This is a genomic window from Azospirillum picis (assembly GCF_017876115.1).
Lineage (GTDB): Bacteria > Pseudomonadota > Alphaproteobacteria > Azospirillales > Azospirillaceae > Azospirillum > Azospirillum picis.
Window position 1 is genome coordinate 58,763 of the sequence record NZ_JAGINO010000003.1, and the last position, 16,090, is coordinate 74,852.

A 16,090-nucleotide genomic window follows, 5' to 3' on the forward strand; every position below is an offset into this window, starting at 1 on the left:
AATTCTCTTCGGCAATTATGTGAAAACAACTCTTCCCCCGCACCCTGTTCGTGCTAAATAGCGTCGGAAACCCAGCCGAGGATGATCCGATGCTCCGCTTGACCCGCCGCTCCACCCTTGCCGCCCTGATCGCCCTGGCGTCGGCTGCCGCCGCGGTGCCCGGCATCGCCCGTGCCGCTGATCCGGTGAAGCTGGAGATCGGTTACATCCCGATCCTGGCGGCATCCCCGCTGTTCATCGTCGACGGCAAGGGATGGGCGAAAGAGGCCGGGATCGAGCTGAAGCTGACCCGGTTCGAGTCGGGTCCGCATGCCATCCAGGCCATGGCGGCCGGTCAGATCGACCTGCTCTATGCCGGCGTGGCGCCGGTTCTGGTTGCCCGCACCAAGGGTGTGGACATCTCCGTCATCGCGAATTCGGCGGTGGAGGAAATGGTGGTTGCCGGCCGTGGTGCCTTCGCCAAGGCGGTTGGGGACAAGCCGACCGCAGACAGTTTCAAGAAGTTCGCCGCCGATACCGGCCGCAAGGTCAAGATTGGGACGCAGCCGCCGGGCTCGGTTCCGGATACCGTGCTGAAATACTGGTTGTTCAAGGTCGTGAAGGTCGACCCCGCGGATGTCGAACTCGTACCGATGGGCATTGAGAAGACCCAGCAGGCGCTGCTGGCCGGCGCACTCGATGCCGCCACCATCCGCGAGCCGACGGTGACCGTGACCCAGCAGATGGACCCCGGCGTCGTCCTGCTCGCCACCGGCGCCCAGATGTTCCCGGACCAACCCGGCACGGTGGTCTCGGCCCGCGGCGAGGTGCTGAAGAAGAACCCGGAGGCCATCAAGGCGCTCATCAAGGCGCATGTCCGCGCCGTCGATCTGATCAAGGCGGACCCGGCCGGGTCCGCCAAGCTGGTGAACAACTATCTGGGCAAGGGCCTGCTGGAGCCGGCGACGCTCGAAGCCGCCTTCAAGGGGCCGGGGTCCAACTTCGTCGCCGACCCGCACAAGGTCGTGCCGGCGGTCGAGCAGATGATGGCCTACACCAAGGAAATCGGGTCGGCCAGCGAGACGGTGCCGGTGGCCGAGGCCTTCGACTTCAGCTTCTATGACGCCGCGGCGGCCAAGTGAGTCGCGGAAGCCCGGATCATGCCATGAAGACCCGCAACAAGATCGCCCTGTCGGCGCTGGGCGTCATCGTCTTCCTGCTGATGTGGGAAGCGCTGGCCCGCAGCGGCGTGGTGCCGGCCCGGCTGCTGCCGTCGCCGAGCGCGGTGCCCGCAGCCTTCCTGACCGAGTTCAGAAGCGGAACCTGGCAGCAGATGGTCCTGGCCAGCCTGTCCCACTATCTGGTCGGCCTGGGGCTCGGCACCCTGCTCGGCGTGTCGTTCGGCACGGCGGCGGCACTGTGGGGACGTTGGGACGCCTTCCAGGCCTGGGTCGTGCGCATGCTGCGCCCGATCCCGGCGATCGCCTGGATCCCCTTCGCGATCATCTGGTTCGGCGTCAGCGAGGGAGCGGCATCCTTCCTGATCTCGCTTACGGTCTTCTGGATCAACTATTATGCCAGCTATGCGGCGGTGCGCGCGGTCGACAAGGACCTGATCGAACTCGGTTACGCCTTCGGGCAGGGCGGGCTTATCCCGCGCCTGTTCAAGATCGTGCTGCCGGGGGCTCTGCCGGGCATCCTGTCCGGCGTGCGTGCCGGGCTGGGGCAGGGATGGATGACCGTGGTCGCGGCCGAGCTGTTCGGCATCTCCGGGCTCGGCATGCGGATGATGGAGGCGTCTGGGCTGCTGGCAACCAACATCGTCGTGCTCTACATGGTCACCATCGCGCTGCTCTACGGCGTGTCGGATTTCCTGTTCATGCAAATTCAGTCGCGGGTTCTGTCATGGCAGCGGTGACCCTTTCCACAAAGCCCGCGGCTTCGGTCATCGACCTGGAAGGCGTGTCCATCGGCTACGGCAAGGACGCGCCGCCGGTCCTGGTCGACGTCGACCTGTCGGTGGAGCGCGGCAGCTTCGTCGCCATCGTCGGCCCCTCCGGCGTCGGCAAGTCCACCCTGCTGCGCGTCGTCGCCGGCCTGCACACCGCACGCGGCGGCAAGGTCACCATCCACCAGGATCAGCGGCCGGGTCACCGGCCCGTGGGGCTGGTCTTCCAGGATTCGCGGCTTCTGCCCTGGCGCCGGGTGATCCGCAACGTCGAGTTCGGGCTGGAAGGACTGCCGGTCAGCCGTGACGAGCGCCGGCGCCGCGCGGAGGCAGCGCTCAAGCTGGTCCGCCTGGAAGGCTATGCGGGCCGATGGCCCTACGAGCTGTCCGGCGGCCAGCGCCAGCGAATCGGCATCGCCCGCGCCATGGCCGTCGATCCGGACATCCTGCTGATGGACGAGCCCTTCGGAGCGCTCGATGCCATCACCCGTCACAACCTGCAGGACGAACTGCGCCGCATCCACCAGGAAACCGGCAAGACCGTCCTGTTCGTCACCCATGACCTGGAAGAGGCGGTTCACCTGGCCGACCGCATCATCGTGCTCGGGGGTACGCCCGCCCGGGTGGTGCGCGACGTCCGCAACTCGGCCGGACGCGACGGGTCGGTCTTCCGCGACCAGGTCGAGCAACTGCGGTCGGAGATCGCCGACAACTACAGCATCTGAGGGACACCCTCCCGGAGTGCCGGCACACTGTCCGATTTGCGCAGGGCAGGGGGCCGTCACGGCTTTGATTCGTCGGTCCCCTCGGCTTGTCCCAAAGTCTGGTGACAGGGCATCGGCCAAGCCGCGGGCACGCCTTGGTCTCGACCTCCGACCATCTTTCCGCCCGCCACGCTTATGCTGTTTGGCCGGATTGGCAGCGTGCGGCGTCTCAACCCATTGTGAAGATCCTAATCCATTTGAGTTGCCCGCCGTGCGCCCGTGAGGCGGCATCGCGCAGCGCGGGTGGCCACCAAGAGGGGATCGCTGTGAAAACAGCCCTGTGTGCCATCGGTCTGGCAATCTCTGCCGCATTAATCCCGATCGCCGCGCAAGCGGCCTCCGACCAAAACGAAAACGTTCCGCTCCTGACCCTGGGCTTGGGCGGCTTCGACCAGAATGCGTTCTGGGCCTCGTCCAAGGGCCGGCACAAGTCGGTCGAGGGGCGGATCGAATACCGTTTCGGTACCTCGCTCATCCCGTTCCTGGAACCCGTCACCACGATGCGGCCATGGCTGGGTGCGGACGTGAACACCGATGCCGGTTTGTGGACGGGCGGCGGCTTCCTGCTGGATTTCACCTTCGGGAACTTCGTGGTGACGCCGAGCGTCGGCGTCGGGCTGTGGAGCCGTGGAAACAGCAAGGATCTCGGCTACCCGGTCGAATTCCGGACCACGCTGGAGGGCGGCTACCGGTTCGATGACCAGTCCAGGCTGACCGTTTTCTACTCCCACAAGTCAAATGCCGGGTTCAGCGACGACAACCATGGCGTCGACAGCTTCGGGCTTTCCTACCACATCCCGGTGTCCAAGCTGTTCTGAGCAGCGATACCGAAGCCTGGAGTCTGTCCGGTGCTAATTGAAGCACCGGACAGACTCCAGGCTTTTGGTTTTCCGTGTGATCGTTTCAAGCGATACCGCTTGAAACGGTCACATTCTAGGGGGCGCCTGCCACCGGAGGCGGCGCCTCACCCGACCTCGACCATCAGGTTGGTGGGATAGCCGGCCTCGCGCATGCGCCGGATCAGCGCCTCGACATGCGTCTGGTTCCGCGTTTCCAGCACCACGTCCACCTCCGCCATCTTGACCGGAACATTGTGGAAAAGGCGCTGGTGGTGGACCTCGACGATGTTGGCGCCGGCTTCGCCCAGCAGGCGGGTAACGCGGGCCAGGGTGCCGGGTGCGTCGGTGATGCTGATGCGCAGCCTGACGATCCGCCCCTCGTAGACGAGGCCGCGCATCAGCACCTGGGCAAGGATGCGCGAGTCGATGTTGCCGCCGGACAGCACGATCCCGACCTTGCGGCCCCTGAACCGCTCGGGATCGTTCAGCACGGCGGCCAGGGCGGCGGCACCGGCGCCTTCGGCCACCTGCTTCTGCACGGTCGCGAGCAGGTAGACCGCCTCCTCCAGCCGCGCCTCTTCAACCTCCACGACATCCTCGACGAGGTCGCGGATGATCGGCAGGGTCAGGGCTCCCGGCGCCTTCACCGCGATGCCCTCCGCCACCGTGGCGCCGCCGCAGGTGATCGGCTGGCCGGCAAGCGCCTGGCGCACCGCCGGATAGAGGCTGCACTGCACGCCGAGGATGCGCAGGTCCGGGCGCAGCGCCTTGGCGGCCGTCGCCATGCCGGCAATCAGCCCGCCGCCGCCGATCGGCACCACGAGCATGTCGAGGTCCGGCACCTCGTCCAGCAGCTCCAAGGCCGCGGTGCCCTGTCCGGCGGCGACCAGGGGATCGTCATAGGGATGGACGAAGACCAGGCCGTCGCGACGGGCGAGGTCATGGGCGAAAGCCGCCGCCTCGCTCAGCGTCTCGCCGTGCAGTTCGACGGTCGCGCCGAGATTTTCCGTGCGCTCGACCTTGGTGAAGGGCGTGAAGGCCGGCATGACGATGGTCGAACGGATGCCGAGGCGGGTCGCATGGCAGGCCACCGCCTGTGCGTGGTTGCCCGCCGACATGGCGATGACCCCGGCCGCGCGCGCCGCATCATCCAGCGACAGCAGCTTGTTCAGTGCACCACGTTCCTTGAAGGAACTGGTGGCGTGCTGGTTTTCCAGCTTCAGGTGCAGCCGGCACCCCACCATGTCCCCCAGGCGGGGCGCGGGCACGGCGGGGGTCGGGGACAGGTGTCCCGCGATGCGCGCGGCGGCGGCGCGCACATCATCCAGGGTAAGGGTCATTTTTCGGCTGTCCCAGTGTTGCGTGGGGTGAGCGTCAGCACCTCCGCCCCGGCCTCCACCAGCGTGCCACGGTCGCCGGCCAGACGCAACGAACCGCCATCGCGCCACAGCTCCACCAGATCGCCCCAGTGGCGCGACCAGATGTTGCCTGACTGGCCGGTGGCGATGATGAACCGCGAGTTGCTGAGGTCGGACAGGTCGTAGACCGCGCGAAGGCCGGCGCCATGGACGTGCGCGAAAGGGTTCGCCGCATCGCGGATCGCCGTGGTTCCCCGGTTGACGGTGAAGAAGTCGCCGTCGGTTCCGACCGACAGGTCGGCCGTGCCGCCGACCAGCGGCAGGCGGCCCAGCATCTTGTGGGTCAGCGCCGCCTTATGGTCGTCGCCCCAGCGCCAGTCCCTCGGATCGGAGCCCTGGCGATCGGAGAGCAGGGCCACCGCGGCTTCCAGGGACCGGCCGATGATCTCGCCGCAATTCTCCTTCTGTGGCGTCTTCGTGTCGTCGCACCATTCCGGCCGCTCGGCGATGACATGGCGCAACGCCTCGGCCCGCAGATCCCAGTAGGCGGCGAAGTCGGCGCCGAGCTCGTCGGCGAAGACCGCCCGTACCAGCTCTCGCATCCAGGCGGTGAAGATCAGCGGCTCCGGACGGTTGCGGTCCATCCGGCCGTCCCACCCGCGCAGGAGCGCCGCGGCATCCCCGGCACGGCCGGGCGGCATCGGGTATTTCAGCAGCTCCGGCAGGAGGTCGCGGGCCGGCAGGGAAACGATGTCCATCTGCTGGCGGGCCACGTCCTCCACCGAATGCCGGCCGGTCCCCAGCATCTCGACGATGCGCTTGGCACGGGAGGGATCCGGCCATTCGGTGGCGAGGCGGTAGGGATAGTCGCGCCCGATAACCGCATTGTTGGCGTTGACGAACTGGCCCGACGGAGGGTTCACGGACTGCGGCAGCGCGTAATAGGGCAGGAAGCCGGTCCAGTCATACTCGCCGGTCCATCCCGGCACCGGCACGCGGCCGTCGCCCTTGGGGCGGATCGGCACGCGGCCGGGCGTGATGAATCCGACTTCGCCGCCGACATCGGCATAGACGACGTTCTGCTGCGGGGCGACGTGCAGGCGCAGGGCGTTGCGCACGGCCTCGGCGTTCTCCGCATGGTTCAGGCGGTAGAGCGCTTCGGCCGAGCTGTCGTCTTCCGCAAGCCCCGGGAAGGACAGCGCCAGCGCAGTCCCGGACGCCGTTCCTCCGCCGGCATCGAGATCGGAGATCACCGGGCCGTGGCGGGTGCTGCGCACCGTCAGGGTTTGCGACGCCTCGCCGGCGACGGCGATGGTCTCGCCCCGCGCCTCGAAGGGCTGGCTGCCCTCCGGCGTCAGGTAGCGGGACGGGTCCTGCGGGTCCGGTTTCTCGACGAACAGGTCCTGGGTGTCGCTGTGGGTGGTGGTGAAGCCCCAGGCGACCTTGGCGTTGTGGCCGAGGATGGTCAGCGGCACGCCCGGAACCGTGGCGCCGGAGATGGTGAAGTCGGGCGTCACGATGCGGGCCAGATACCACAGGATCGGGGCGTCCAGCCCGAGGTGCGGATCGTTGGCGATGATCGGCTTGCCGGTGGTGGTGCGGGCACCGGTCAGGACCCATTCGTTCGATGCGGTGTCGACACCGGCCGTGGGAAGGGCGGCCAGGGTGCGCCTGACCGTATCCTGAAGGTCCATGCCGTGCAGTTCGCTTGCCAGGGTCGTCGGCGCACCCGGCGCGTCCGGCGGGAAAAGGTCGTCCACCTGCTGCGGCGACAGCCGCTCGAGCACGCGGGACCGGAACAGTTCGTCACGGTAATTGGCGGAGAGCTGAAGCCCCATCAGCTTGGCCCATACGAGGCTGTCTGCGATCGTCCAGGGCTCCGGCGTGTGGCGGAGGAGTTGGAATTCGACCGGCAGGGCTTCCGGCCGGGTCTCAAGATAGGCATTCACCCCCTCGGCATAGGCATCGAAGGCGGTGCGCGCCTCGGACGACAGGGTGGCAGCCATTGCCTGGGCGGCGCGATAGACGCCGAGCGTGCGCATCAGCCGATCGCTGCGCAGCGGGAAGTCGCCGTATTTGGTGCCGATCAGCTCGGCCAGCCGCCCGGCGCCGGCTCGGCGCATCGTCTCCATCTGCCACAGCCGGTCCTGCGCATGGGCATAGCCCAACGCCCGATAGGCGTCCCGTTCGTTCGCAGCGAAGATGGTCACCACGCCATGGGCGTCGCGCACGATGTCCGCCGGCGCGCCGCGTCCGGGAATGCTCACTTGGCCATGGGTCTGCGGCTGCTGCGCGCGCATCCACAGGAAGGCGGCGAGCCCGACCGCGGGCGGCAGCAGGACCAGGAGGCCGACCCCGAACGCGACCCGCCGCCAGGGGCCGCGGGGCATCGGGAGGCCGCGCATGGGGAACCCCCGTTTCGGCTGCCGGGGGGGCGGGTAGGCGGCTGCCGGTTGCTGCGCCGGAGGCGACTGATGCGGCGGCAGCGGCGCCGTCATCTGGTGCGGCGGGTAATAGGCGCCGGGAGGGGAGCCTCCGGCGGGTGGCGGATGCTGGCCGGTCTGCCATGACGGCGCCGGAGCGGCGCCCGGAGGCCAGGGCGCGGGCGGCGCGATGTTGGGGTCGGCCGCCGTCGGGTAGGCCCCGTATACCGGCTGGCCATGGAGTGGCTGGCCGTGAGGCAGTTGACCGTAGGGCGGCGCGCCGTAAACCGGCTGCGATCCGGGACCCGGCTGGACGCCGGGATACGGCATCGTCGTTTGCGGAGGAGGCGCAGCACCCGGATAGGTACCGGGGTGGCCGGCCATCGGCGGAACGGATCCGGAAGTCCGGCGGGAGACGGAACGCGCGAGGGCGGTGCGGAGAAGGACGGCGCAGGTTTGGCCGGCGCAGGACAGGAAACGGCGCAGCATCACGGTCCGTGGAAGGTGAGGGGGCGGCGACGGGTGTGGGGCGCCGCGGGCACGGGTCGGGTCGCGGATGCTAGTCCCCCGGCCGCCGCCGCGTCCAGCGGTGCGTCCGGGGGATGTGCCCTGGCCTTCGCATAGCCGCTCAGCGGTCGGACGGCCGGGTCGTCCTGTGCCGGCGCGCCGCCGGCCGGCCGGCGGCGGCCGCTGCTTGCCGGACGATGGCTTTCAGGCCGCCGCCGTCAGGATGTCGCGCAGAATCGGTGCGGAAACCGGCTTGTGGAGCAGGTGGTGGCCGCTGCGCTGAACTTCCGCGATGCGGGCCGGGTCGGTATCGCCGGTCAGGACCACAGCCGGAACGCGGACGCCGCAGACACCGTAGATGTCCCGGATCGCCTCGACCCCGGTCCGCCCCTCGCGCAGGCGGTAATCGGCGACGATCATCGCAGGCTGCCGCCCCAGGTTCAGCAGCGACTCGATTGCCTCGTCCGCCGAGACGGCGGCGACCACGTCGTAGCCCCATTCCTCAAGCATCGCCCGCATGCTGAGCAGGATGATGGTGTCATCGTCGACCACCACGATCAGGCCCTTGCCCCGCGGCAGGTCGATCGGCGCACGCGCCGGCTTGGGGATCGGGCGCGGCACCGCCGGCGACAGGTCGAGGAAGAATCCGCTGCCGCGGCCGGGGACCGACCGCACGGCGACGCCGTGCCCGAGCAGGCCGGCCAGCCGCCGCACGATGGCGAGCCCCAGCCCCAGCCCCTTGCGGCGGTCGCGCTCCGGGTTGGCGAGCTGGGTGAACTCCTGGAAGATGTCCTGCGTCTTCTCCGGCGGAATGCCGATGCCCTGGTCGATCACCGCCAGCCGCAGCGCGTCGCCGCGGTGGAGGCAGCCGATCAGGATGCTGCCCTGCTCCGTATAGCGGATGGCGTTCTCGATCAGGTTGCGCAGGATGCGTTCCAGCAGGGCCGGATCGCTCCGGACCCAGGCGGAGCTGCTGACATGACGCAGGCCGAGGCCGACCTCGCCGGCGCGAAGCCGGTACTCCTCGGCGAGCCGGTCGAGCAGCGGGCCGAGCGCGAAATCGGTGACGCTGGGCTTCACCACGCCGGCATCGAGGCGCGAGACGTCGAGCAGGCTGTCCAGCATCACGCGCAGCCCGCTTAGCGACTCGGTCATGCTGGCGAGGAGCGGTGCCGTCGGGTGGTCTTCGAGCTTGTCGGAAAGTGCATGGGCGAAGAAGAACAGCGACTGCAGCGGCTGGCGCAGGTCGTGGCTGGCGGCGGCCAGGAACTTCGTCTTGGCACGGTCGGCGCGTTCGGCGGCATCACGGGCGGCAACCGCCTCGATCCTTGCCGCCTCAGCCTCGTCGCGGGCGCGCAGTATGGCGTCCTCCGCAGCGCGGCGGGCCGTGATGTCGCGCATGATCCCGGTGTACATCCGTCGCCTGCCGACCTGCCACTCGCCGACCGACAGGTCGAGCGGAAAGACCGACCCGTCCTTGCGCCGGCCCTCGACCTCGCGACCGATGCCAACGATGCGCCGTTCGCCGGTCCGATGGTACCGGCTGAGATAGCCATCATGGGCGCTGTGGAAGGGTTCCGGCATCAGCATCGACACGTTGCGGCCGATGACCTCGGTGGATTGGTAGCCGAAGGTCTGCTCGGCGGCACGGTTGAAGGATTCTACGAGCCCCTCCTCGTTGATGACGACGATCGGATCGACCGCCGTATCGACGATGGCGCGATAACGCGCGTCCTGCCCGGCCGTCTGTTCCGCCTGATTGCGGCGACCGAGCAGGGAGGATATGAAGGCCAGTGCGAGCAGCAGCAGCGTCGCGCCGCCGGTGAGCACCGCCAGCAGGTTGGCGGACAGCCCGGGTGCGGGTGCCGCAGCGGCGATCGTGTGGGGCATTGCAGTGGTGCCAGCGAGTTCCGTTGCGGGTTCCATTCCTGCGGCCGCCATGCCGGTGTAGTGCATCGCCACCACGCCGATGCCGAGCAGTGCGGCGCCGGCCACCCTCTCCAGCGGACGGCTGGTCCGAAAGGCAAGCCACAGCGCCGCCGTGGAGGCGGCGATCGCGATCACGATGGAGGCGACGATCAAAAGCGTGTCGTAGGACAAGCGAGCCTCCATGCGCATGCCGGCCATCCCCACGTAATGCATGCTGACGATGCCGAACCCCGTCAGGGTTCCGGCGACCGGCAGGGTGAAGCGGCGCGGCCGGTTGCGGGCTACGGAGAACAGGCCGGCTCCCGACACCGCCACCGCCAGCAGGAAGGACAATGCCGTCATGCCGGGGTCGTAATTAATGGGCATGGCGGTGCGGAAAGCGAGCATCCCGACGAAATGCATCGACCAGATACCGGCACCGAGCGCCAGGGCCGCACCCGCCAGTCTCCGGCTGTCGACCTTGCTCTTCTTGCCGTCGCGCGCGCCGTGGGCATGATGGGCGAGGTCGAGCGCCACGTAGCCGCCGAACACGGCGATCACGTAGGATAAGGCGACGAGAAGAGGATCGTAATAGCCGGGCACGGTCGGAGGACCCGTCGTCAGGATAAGGTTGCGGAAGGAGGGGCGGGGTTCGCCTCTTTCAGAGAACAATTTGGGAGAGGGTGCCAGTCCCTCCCATCGAACGAAAGGCGCCCCTTGGTGGTAGAAATGGGCCTAGAACCTCCGTCCGGGTATCCCGAATGAATAGGCTCCCTCCTGCGGCACCTCGTGAGGGTAATCGGCCGGCGCGGACCGCCCGACGGAATTCCGGCCGCCTTGCGTCCCTGCTGCGCCCGATCGCCACCGTGTTCGCGCTCGCCTACTTCCTGCTCGATGCGCTGGCCTACTGGGTGGTGCGGCCGGTCCTGCGCAGGATCGGGCGGATGCGGGTGTTCGCCCGCATCGGCGAGTGGATCGGCCGGCTGGGTCCTTATCCGTCGCTGCTGCTCGTCCTGGTGCCCCTCGGCCTGCTGGAGCCGGCCAAGCTGCTCGGCCTGTGGCTTCTCGCCGCCGGGCGCCCGGCGCTGGGCGTCGGCGTGACCGTCGGGGCGGAGCTGACGAAGGTCATCCTGGTGGAGCGGCTTTTCCACCTCACCAAGCCGAAGCTGTTGACCATCGGCTGGTTCGCCCGCTGCTATGGGGCGGTGACCGGATGGATCGCGTGGCTGAAGGCCACGGCGCCCGCCCGTGCGGCCTACCGGCTGCTCTTGCGCCTCCGCCAAACGGGGCGCCGGCTGGTCCTGCTGGCGCGGCGGGCGATGCGGGCATGACCGGAAGGGCGGGGTGAGCCGGTCCACCGGCCGTCATCACCCGCCGTCGTCACCCTCTGTGGTCATCCTGCGGCCGCGAGCACCAGCGAGGAAGCGATCAGCAGCAGGCAAGCGCGGCGGTAGAGCCGCAGCGCCTGTCCGATATCGGCCGGCGTCGCCGCCGTCCGGCCGGCACCCAGCCACACGTCCTCGATCCGGATCGAGCCATAGACCCGCGGGCCGCCGAGCCGAAGGTCGAGCGCGCCTGCCATCGCCGCTTCCGGCCAGCCGGCATTGGGCGAGCGGTGGCGGTGGGCATCCAGCCGCACCGAAGCCCAGGCCTGCCGCGCGGCGGCGGCGCCCGTGGTCCAGGCCGCCGCCACCAGAAGCAGGGCGGTCAGGCGGGAGCCCGGTAGATTCACCAGATCGTCGAGGCGTGCGGCCGCCCAGCCGAAGGCCTCGTGCCGCGGGGTGCGGTGACCGATCATGCTGTCGGCGGTGTTCACAGCCTTGTAGAGCGCCAAGCCGGGCAATCCGCCGACGAGCAGCCAGAACGCCGGGGCCACCACCCCGTCGGAGAAATTCTCCGCCAAGCTCTCGATGGCGGCGCGGGCGACCGCGGGCTCGTCGAGGGTCGACGGGTTGCGGCCAACGATCATCGACACCGCCTTGCGCGCTTCCTCCAGCCCGCCCGTGCGGAAGCCCTTGGCGACCGCAGCGACATGGTCGTGCAGGCTGCGCTGGGCCAGCAGCGTCGAGGCCAGTGCCGCTTCCAGGAGCCAACCGAATGGCAGCAGCCGGCAGACCCACGCCACCGCCACGGCGATGCCGCCCACGGTCACCAGCACCACCACCAGGGCCAGCACGCCGGCTGCCTTGCGCTTGGCGAATCCGTCATGCTCATGGTTGAGCGCGCGGTCTAGCTGCGCGATAAGCGCACCGATCCACACCACGGGATGCCGGAAGCGGGCGTAGAGTGGGTCGGGATAGCCGGCTGCCGCCTCGATGATCAATGCGGTGGCGAGCAGGAAGGGATGCAGCAGCACGGTCGGGTCGTTCCAGGGGATGGGGCGGCCGGCCGGCCGCTCGGGTGACGGAAGGGGCGGGGCGCGATCATGGCGGAAGACGGCGCGGGGACCAAGCAGGGGATGGCTCGTGGTACGGATGCGGCGCCGGATGCGGCCCGGCAGACGCCCCTGCATGGCGGTGATCTGGGCGCGGCGCGGGCGGCCTTTCCCCATGCGCCCGAACCCTGGCTCGACCTGTCGACGGGCATCAATCCCTGGTCCTATCCCTTGCCACCGCTGTCTGCCGACGCCTGGACCCGGCTGCCCGGCCAGGACGCCGAGGCCGCGCTGCTCGCATCGGCCGGGGATTGCTACCGGGCGCCGTCGCCGGGCGTGATGGCCGCTGCACCGGGATCGCAGGCGCTGATCCAGATCCTGCCGCGCCTGCGTCCGCCCGGACGGGTGGCGGTGCTCGGCCCCACCTATGCGGAGCATGCAAGGTGCTGGACGCTCGCCGGCCATGAGGTCGTCATGGTCGACGGCATCGGCACGGATGACGGTCCTGGCGATGCCGACGTGGTCGTCGTCGTCAACCCGAACAATCCCGATGGCCGAACCCTGGCACCCTCCCGCCTGCTGGCGCTTGCCGACAGCTTGGCGGCGCGAGGCGGCTGGCTGGTGGTGGATGAGGCGTTCGCCGACATGCGGCCGGAGGACAGCCTGGCCTCGGTCGCCGGGCGGCCCGGTCTCGTGGTCTTGCGGTCATTCGGCAAATTCTTCGGTCTGGCCGGGCTCCGCCTCGGCATCGCGCTCGCGCCGCGCGCGGTCGCGGCGGCCTTGCGCGAGGCGGTCGGACCCTGGGCGGTTTCCGGTCCCGGCCTTACCATTGCCGCCGCCGCGCTCGCCGACCGGTCCTGGATCCTGGCGATGCGCAGCCGGCTTTCGCAGGCGGCGGCAGACCTGGACCGGCTGCTGGAAGCGGCCGGCCTGCGCGTGGTCGGCGGTACGGACCTGTTCCGTCTGGTCGAGGATCCGCGTGCGCCGATGATCTTCCGGCAACTCGGTGCCGCCGGCATCCTGGTGCGCCGATTCGAGCACCGTCCCGACTGGCTGCGTTTCGGGCTACCGGGCGAGGACGGGGAGTGGCAGCGACTTCGTGTCGCACTCCGGTGGGAGCGTGGGGGACCGCACCAAGCGCCCGCTCTGCCAGACTCTTGAGCGGGCGACAAAAATTCCTTAAACTCAACTTTTTCTAGAATGACGCCGATCCTGCTCTCCGACTCCGGGATCATCCGCCATTGGAAGGAAATATAGTTTTATGAAACACTGGCAGCCATGCTGGATTCGGATAGCGTGGCAATGATGTCTGGGCGTGGCGCGCAGGACATGCGGTATTCCGCATGGTCGGCTTTCGACTTTCTACCAATCGGTGTCTGCCTTGCCACGGGGGCAGGGACCATCCGCTATGGCAACCCGGCGCTCGAAGACCTTCTCGGCAACCACGCCGCCGGGCTCGCCGGACGCACCCTTCGGGATCTCGGGCTGGAGGGGAATGTCGACGCGAGGACGGAAGACAGGAGGGCGGCCAGCTTGCGGGCGGCCCGCACGGCCGATGGCGCCCGGCGCTGGGTGGCCGTTGCGGAAAGCGCCTGGACCGGCGGCCTTGCGGATGACGAGGTGTTGCGCCTTCTGACCGTGACCGATGCAGGCGGAGTCCGTGCGGAGGCCCCGCCCTTCGTCAACGGGCCGGCTTGGCGCTCCGGGGAGGCGTCGGTCGTTGCCGCCATGATGGCTGCGACGCCGGTGCCCCTGTTCGTCAAGGATGCCGTCGGGCGGTACATCGCCGTCAACGATGCCTTCGAGCGCTTCACCGGCATTGACCGCGACGAGATGATGACGCGGGACAGCTTTGCCGTGGCCGGTCCTGGCGATGCCGAGCAGCATTGCGGACAGGACCAGATGGTGATGGATCGGGCGGTGACGGGCTGGCAGGCAGGGGGCGGCACCGAAGGCGTGCACTACGAGGCGGCTGTGCGAACCGCCGAGGGAGCGCCGCGGATGGTCTGCCTGACGAAGGCCGCGTTCCTCGATGCAGCCGGCAACCCGGCCGGCATCGTCGGCGCCATCCATGAACTTGCCGATATCCGCCCTCAGGAAGAGAGGCTGGAAGCGATTCTGGAACAGAGCCCGATCGGCGTGTCGGTGTCGCGTCGTGAGGATGGGAGGATCATCTTCGTCAACAGCCGCTTTTCGGACCTGATCGGCTTGCCGCGCGAGCGGCTGGTCGGCAGTTGCGCCCGCGACTACTATCTGGACAGTCACCAGCGCCAGCGGGTGGTGGAGCGGCTTCGTGACGGCGGCGGCGTCACCAACATGGAGGTCCAGTTCAAGCGGGCCGACGGGTCGCCCTTCTGGGCACTGTTCACCGTCAACCAGGCGGTGATCCAGGGCGTGCCGGTGAACCTCGCCTGGATCTACGACTATACCGAGCGGCGCGGGATGGAGGAGGCGTTGCGCGACATGGCGTCGCGAGACCCCCTGACCGGAATCTTCAATCGCCGCTCCTTCATGGACATGGCGCGCGCCCAGCTCGCCCGGGCCCATCGCTTCCATGAGCCGCTCTCGGTTTTCGTGCTGGACGTCGACCACTTCAAGCGCATCAACGACACGTTCGGCCATGCGTCGGGCGACGACGCCCTGCGCATGGTGGCGGCGGGTTGCCAGGCGATCCTGCGCGAATACGACATTCTGGGGCGGTTGGGCGGGGAGGAGTTCGTCGTCGTTCTGCCGGGTGCCACCGCCGACGAAAGCCGGGTTGTCGCCGAACGGGTGCGCAGGCATCTTGCGCGGATGCAGATCGAAACGGCTGACGGGAGTTTCCGCCTCACCGCCAGCATCGGCATTGCCGGTCTGGAGGGAGCGACCGATACCCTGGAGCGGGCGATCCACCGTGCCGACCTGGCCTTGTACCGGGCGAAGCACATGGGCCGGAACCGGGTCGCGGTCTACGAACCCGGATTATGAGCGGGTGCGCTCTCGAGAATGGCGCGTGCCGGCGCGGTTGGAGTCCTCGGCGTGCTTCACGTTTCAAGCGATACCGCTGAAACGATCACACTCTAATCGGCCATGGCGGCCGTACGCTCGACCTCCACGATCCCAACCACGCGGTTTCCAGGGCCGAGATAGCTGAGGCGGTCGAAGCTCACGCTGCGGGCAAGTGCGATGCCGCGACCGTGCGTGGCGGTCGACTGGAAGGCGTCGACGGTCATGTAGCGGTCGAAGTCGAAGCCCTGTCCCATGTCGGTGACGGTGAAGGCGATCCGGCCGTCGCAGCGCTCCACATGCAAGGTGGCGTATTTGTCGCGGTGATGGATGGAGTCCAGCCGCATTTCGATCTCGCGCCCCAGCATTCCATTCGCTTTCAGGCGTTCCTTGGCCTCGAAGCCGATCCCGAGATTGCCATGCTCCACAGCGTTCACCAGGAGTTCGGACAGCCCGAAGATCAGGTTGGGCGCAGCCTCCACCATCGACGACAGCGCGATGGCCAGATCCCGTGCCTCCTGCGGCGTACGGAAGCGGAAGCGTGCCTCCTGCAGAAGGGTGATCGCGTCGTTGCGCGAACGGAGGTCACCCCTCAGGCTCTTCAGCCGTTCCGCAGCCTCGGCGGCTGCCCTGACGACAGACCGGAGCAGGGCGCCGCCGTAGGGCTTGACCATGTAATAGAAGACGCCAGCCCGGATCGCCGCCGCGATGTCGGCGCTGCTGTCGGAGATCGTCTGTACGATGACCGGGATATCGGCCAGCTCCGGAACCGCCTTCATGCGCTCGTGCAGTTCGAGCCCATCGCCGTCAGTCAACCTGCGATCAAGCAGCACCACGGTGATGGAGTCGCCCTGGGCGGCCAGGATGTCCCAGGCCCGCGCCTTGCTGTCCGCCTCCAATGTCCTGTAGCCGATGCGGGCGAGGTATCCGGCGGCAATGGCGCGGCTCATCTCTTCGTCGTCGACCACCAGAGCGGTGCAGGCTTCGGCCATGGCAGGCGTTTAC

12 protein-coding genes are annotated in these 16,090 nt (G+C 68.5%); 7 read left to right on the forward strand and 5 right to left on the reverse strand.

Annotated features, from left to right (window positions below):
* Positions 1 to 89: 89 nt before the first annotated feature.
* The 4 genes from J2850_RS05215 to J2850_RS32195 all read left to right on the forward strand — a co-directional run bounded on the left by J2850_RS05215 (position 90) and on the right by J2850_RS32195 (position 3,509).
* A complete protein-coding gene (locus J2850_RS05215; RefSeq protein ID WP_209979515.1) occupies positions 90 to 1,121 on the forward strand; it encodes an ABC transporter substrate-binding protein in 1,032 nt (343 codons plus the stop codon).
* A 23-nt stretch (positions 1,122 to 1,144) separates the two neighbouring features.
* Positions 1,145 to 1,897 carry an ABC transporter permease gene (locus tag J2850_RS05220; protein WP_209979517.1) on the forward strand — a complete coding sequence of 251 codons (753 nt, stop codon included), beginning with the start codon at positions 1,145 to 1,147 and terminating at the stop codon, positions 1,895 to 1,897.
* The gene (locus J2850_RS05225; protein WP_209979519.1) at positions 1,885 to 2,652 is read left to right on the forward strand and encodes an ABC transporter ATP-binding protein; all 768 of its coding nucleotides are present in this window, start codon (positions 1,885 to 1,887) and stop codon (positions 2,650 to 2,652) included. Before J2850_RS05220 ends, J2850_RS05225 begins: the two co-directional genes overlap by 13 nt.
* A gap of 305 nt (positions 2,653 to 2,957) precedes the next feature.
* Positions 2,958 to 3,509, forward strand: a complete 552-nt coding sequence (locus J2850_RS32195) for an acyloxyacyl hydrolase (RefSeq protein ID WP_209979521.1) — start codon at positions 2,958 to 2,960, stop codon at positions 3,507 to 3,509.
* A gap of 146 nt (positions 3,510 to 3,655) precedes the next feature.
* Here the strand turns inward: J2850_RS32195 and J2850_RS05235 are convergent, their stop codons facing one another.
* The 3 genes from J2850_RS05235 to J2850_RS05245 all read right to left on the reverse strand — a co-directional run bounded on the left by J2850_RS05235 (position 3,656) and on the right by J2850_RS05245 (position 10,329).
* Entirely contained in the window at positions 3,656 to 4,870 is a 1,215-nt protein-coding gene (locus J2850_RS05235; protein WP_209979523.1) for a threonine ammonia-lyase, read from the reverse strand.
* A complete protein-coding gene (locus J2850_RS05240; protein ID WP_246512825.1) occupies positions 4,867 to 7,293 on the reverse strand; it encodes a penicillin acylase family protein in 2,427 nt (808 codons plus the stop codon). Before J2850_RS05240 ends, J2850_RS05235 begins: the two co-directional genes overlap by 4 nt.
* 729 nt (positions 7,294 to 8,022) lie before the next feature.
* Entirely contained in the window at positions 8,023 to 10,329 is a 2,307-nt protein-coding gene (locus J2850_RS05245) for a hybrid sensor histidine kinase/response regulator (RefSeq protein ID WP_209979525.1), read from the reverse strand.
* Between the two features lie 263 nt (positions 10,330 to 10,592).
* Here J2850_RS05245 and J2850_RS05250 point away from each other — a divergent pair, with 263 nt between their 5' ends.
* A complete protein-coding gene (locus J2850_RS05250; RefSeq protein ID WP_307354160.1) occupies positions 10,593 to 11,057 on the forward strand; it encodes a hypothetical protein in 465 nt (154 codons plus the stop codon).
* A 62-nt stretch (positions 11,058 to 11,119) separates the two neighbouring features.
* On the opposite strand, the gene cbiB is transcribed toward J2850_RS05250, so the two are convergent.
* Positions 11,120 to 12,082: an adenosylcobinamide-phosphate synthase CbiB gene (cbiB, locus tag J2850_RS05255; protein WP_209979529.1), complete on the reverse strand. Its 963-nt coding sequence runs from the start codon at positions 12,080 to 12,082 to the stop codon at positions 11,120 to 11,122.
* Positions 12,083 to 12,184: 102 nt separating this feature from the next.
* On the opposite strand from cbiB, the gene cobD reads away from it, so the two are divergent.
* Both cobD and J2850_RS05265 read left to right on the forward strand, forming a co-directional pair.
* On the forward strand, positions 12,185 to 13,261 hold the full coding sequence (gene cobD, locus J2850_RS05260) for a threonine-phosphate decarboxylase CobD (protein ID WP_209979531.1): 1,077 nt from the start codon (positions 12,185 to 12,187) through the stop codon (positions 13,259 to 13,261).
* Positions 13,262 to 13,429: 168 nt separating this feature from the next.
* Positions 13,430 to 15,067 (forward strand): sensor domain-containing diguanylate cyclase, encoded by a 1,638-nt coding sequence (locus J2850_RS05265; RefSeq protein WP_246512826.1) that lies wholly within the window; start codon positions 13,430 to 13,432, stop codon positions 15,065 to 15,067.
* Positions 15,068 to 15,159: 92 nt separating this feature from the next.
* On the opposite strand, the gene J2850_RS05270 is transcribed toward J2850_RS05265, so the two are convergent.
* Complete coding sequence (locus J2850_RS05270) at positions 15,160 to 16,077, reverse strand: response regulator (protein WP_209979535.1); 918 nt, start codon at positions 16,075 to 16,077, stop codon at positions 15,160 to 15,162.
* Between the last annotated feature and the right edge of the window lie 13 nt (positions 16,078 to 16,090).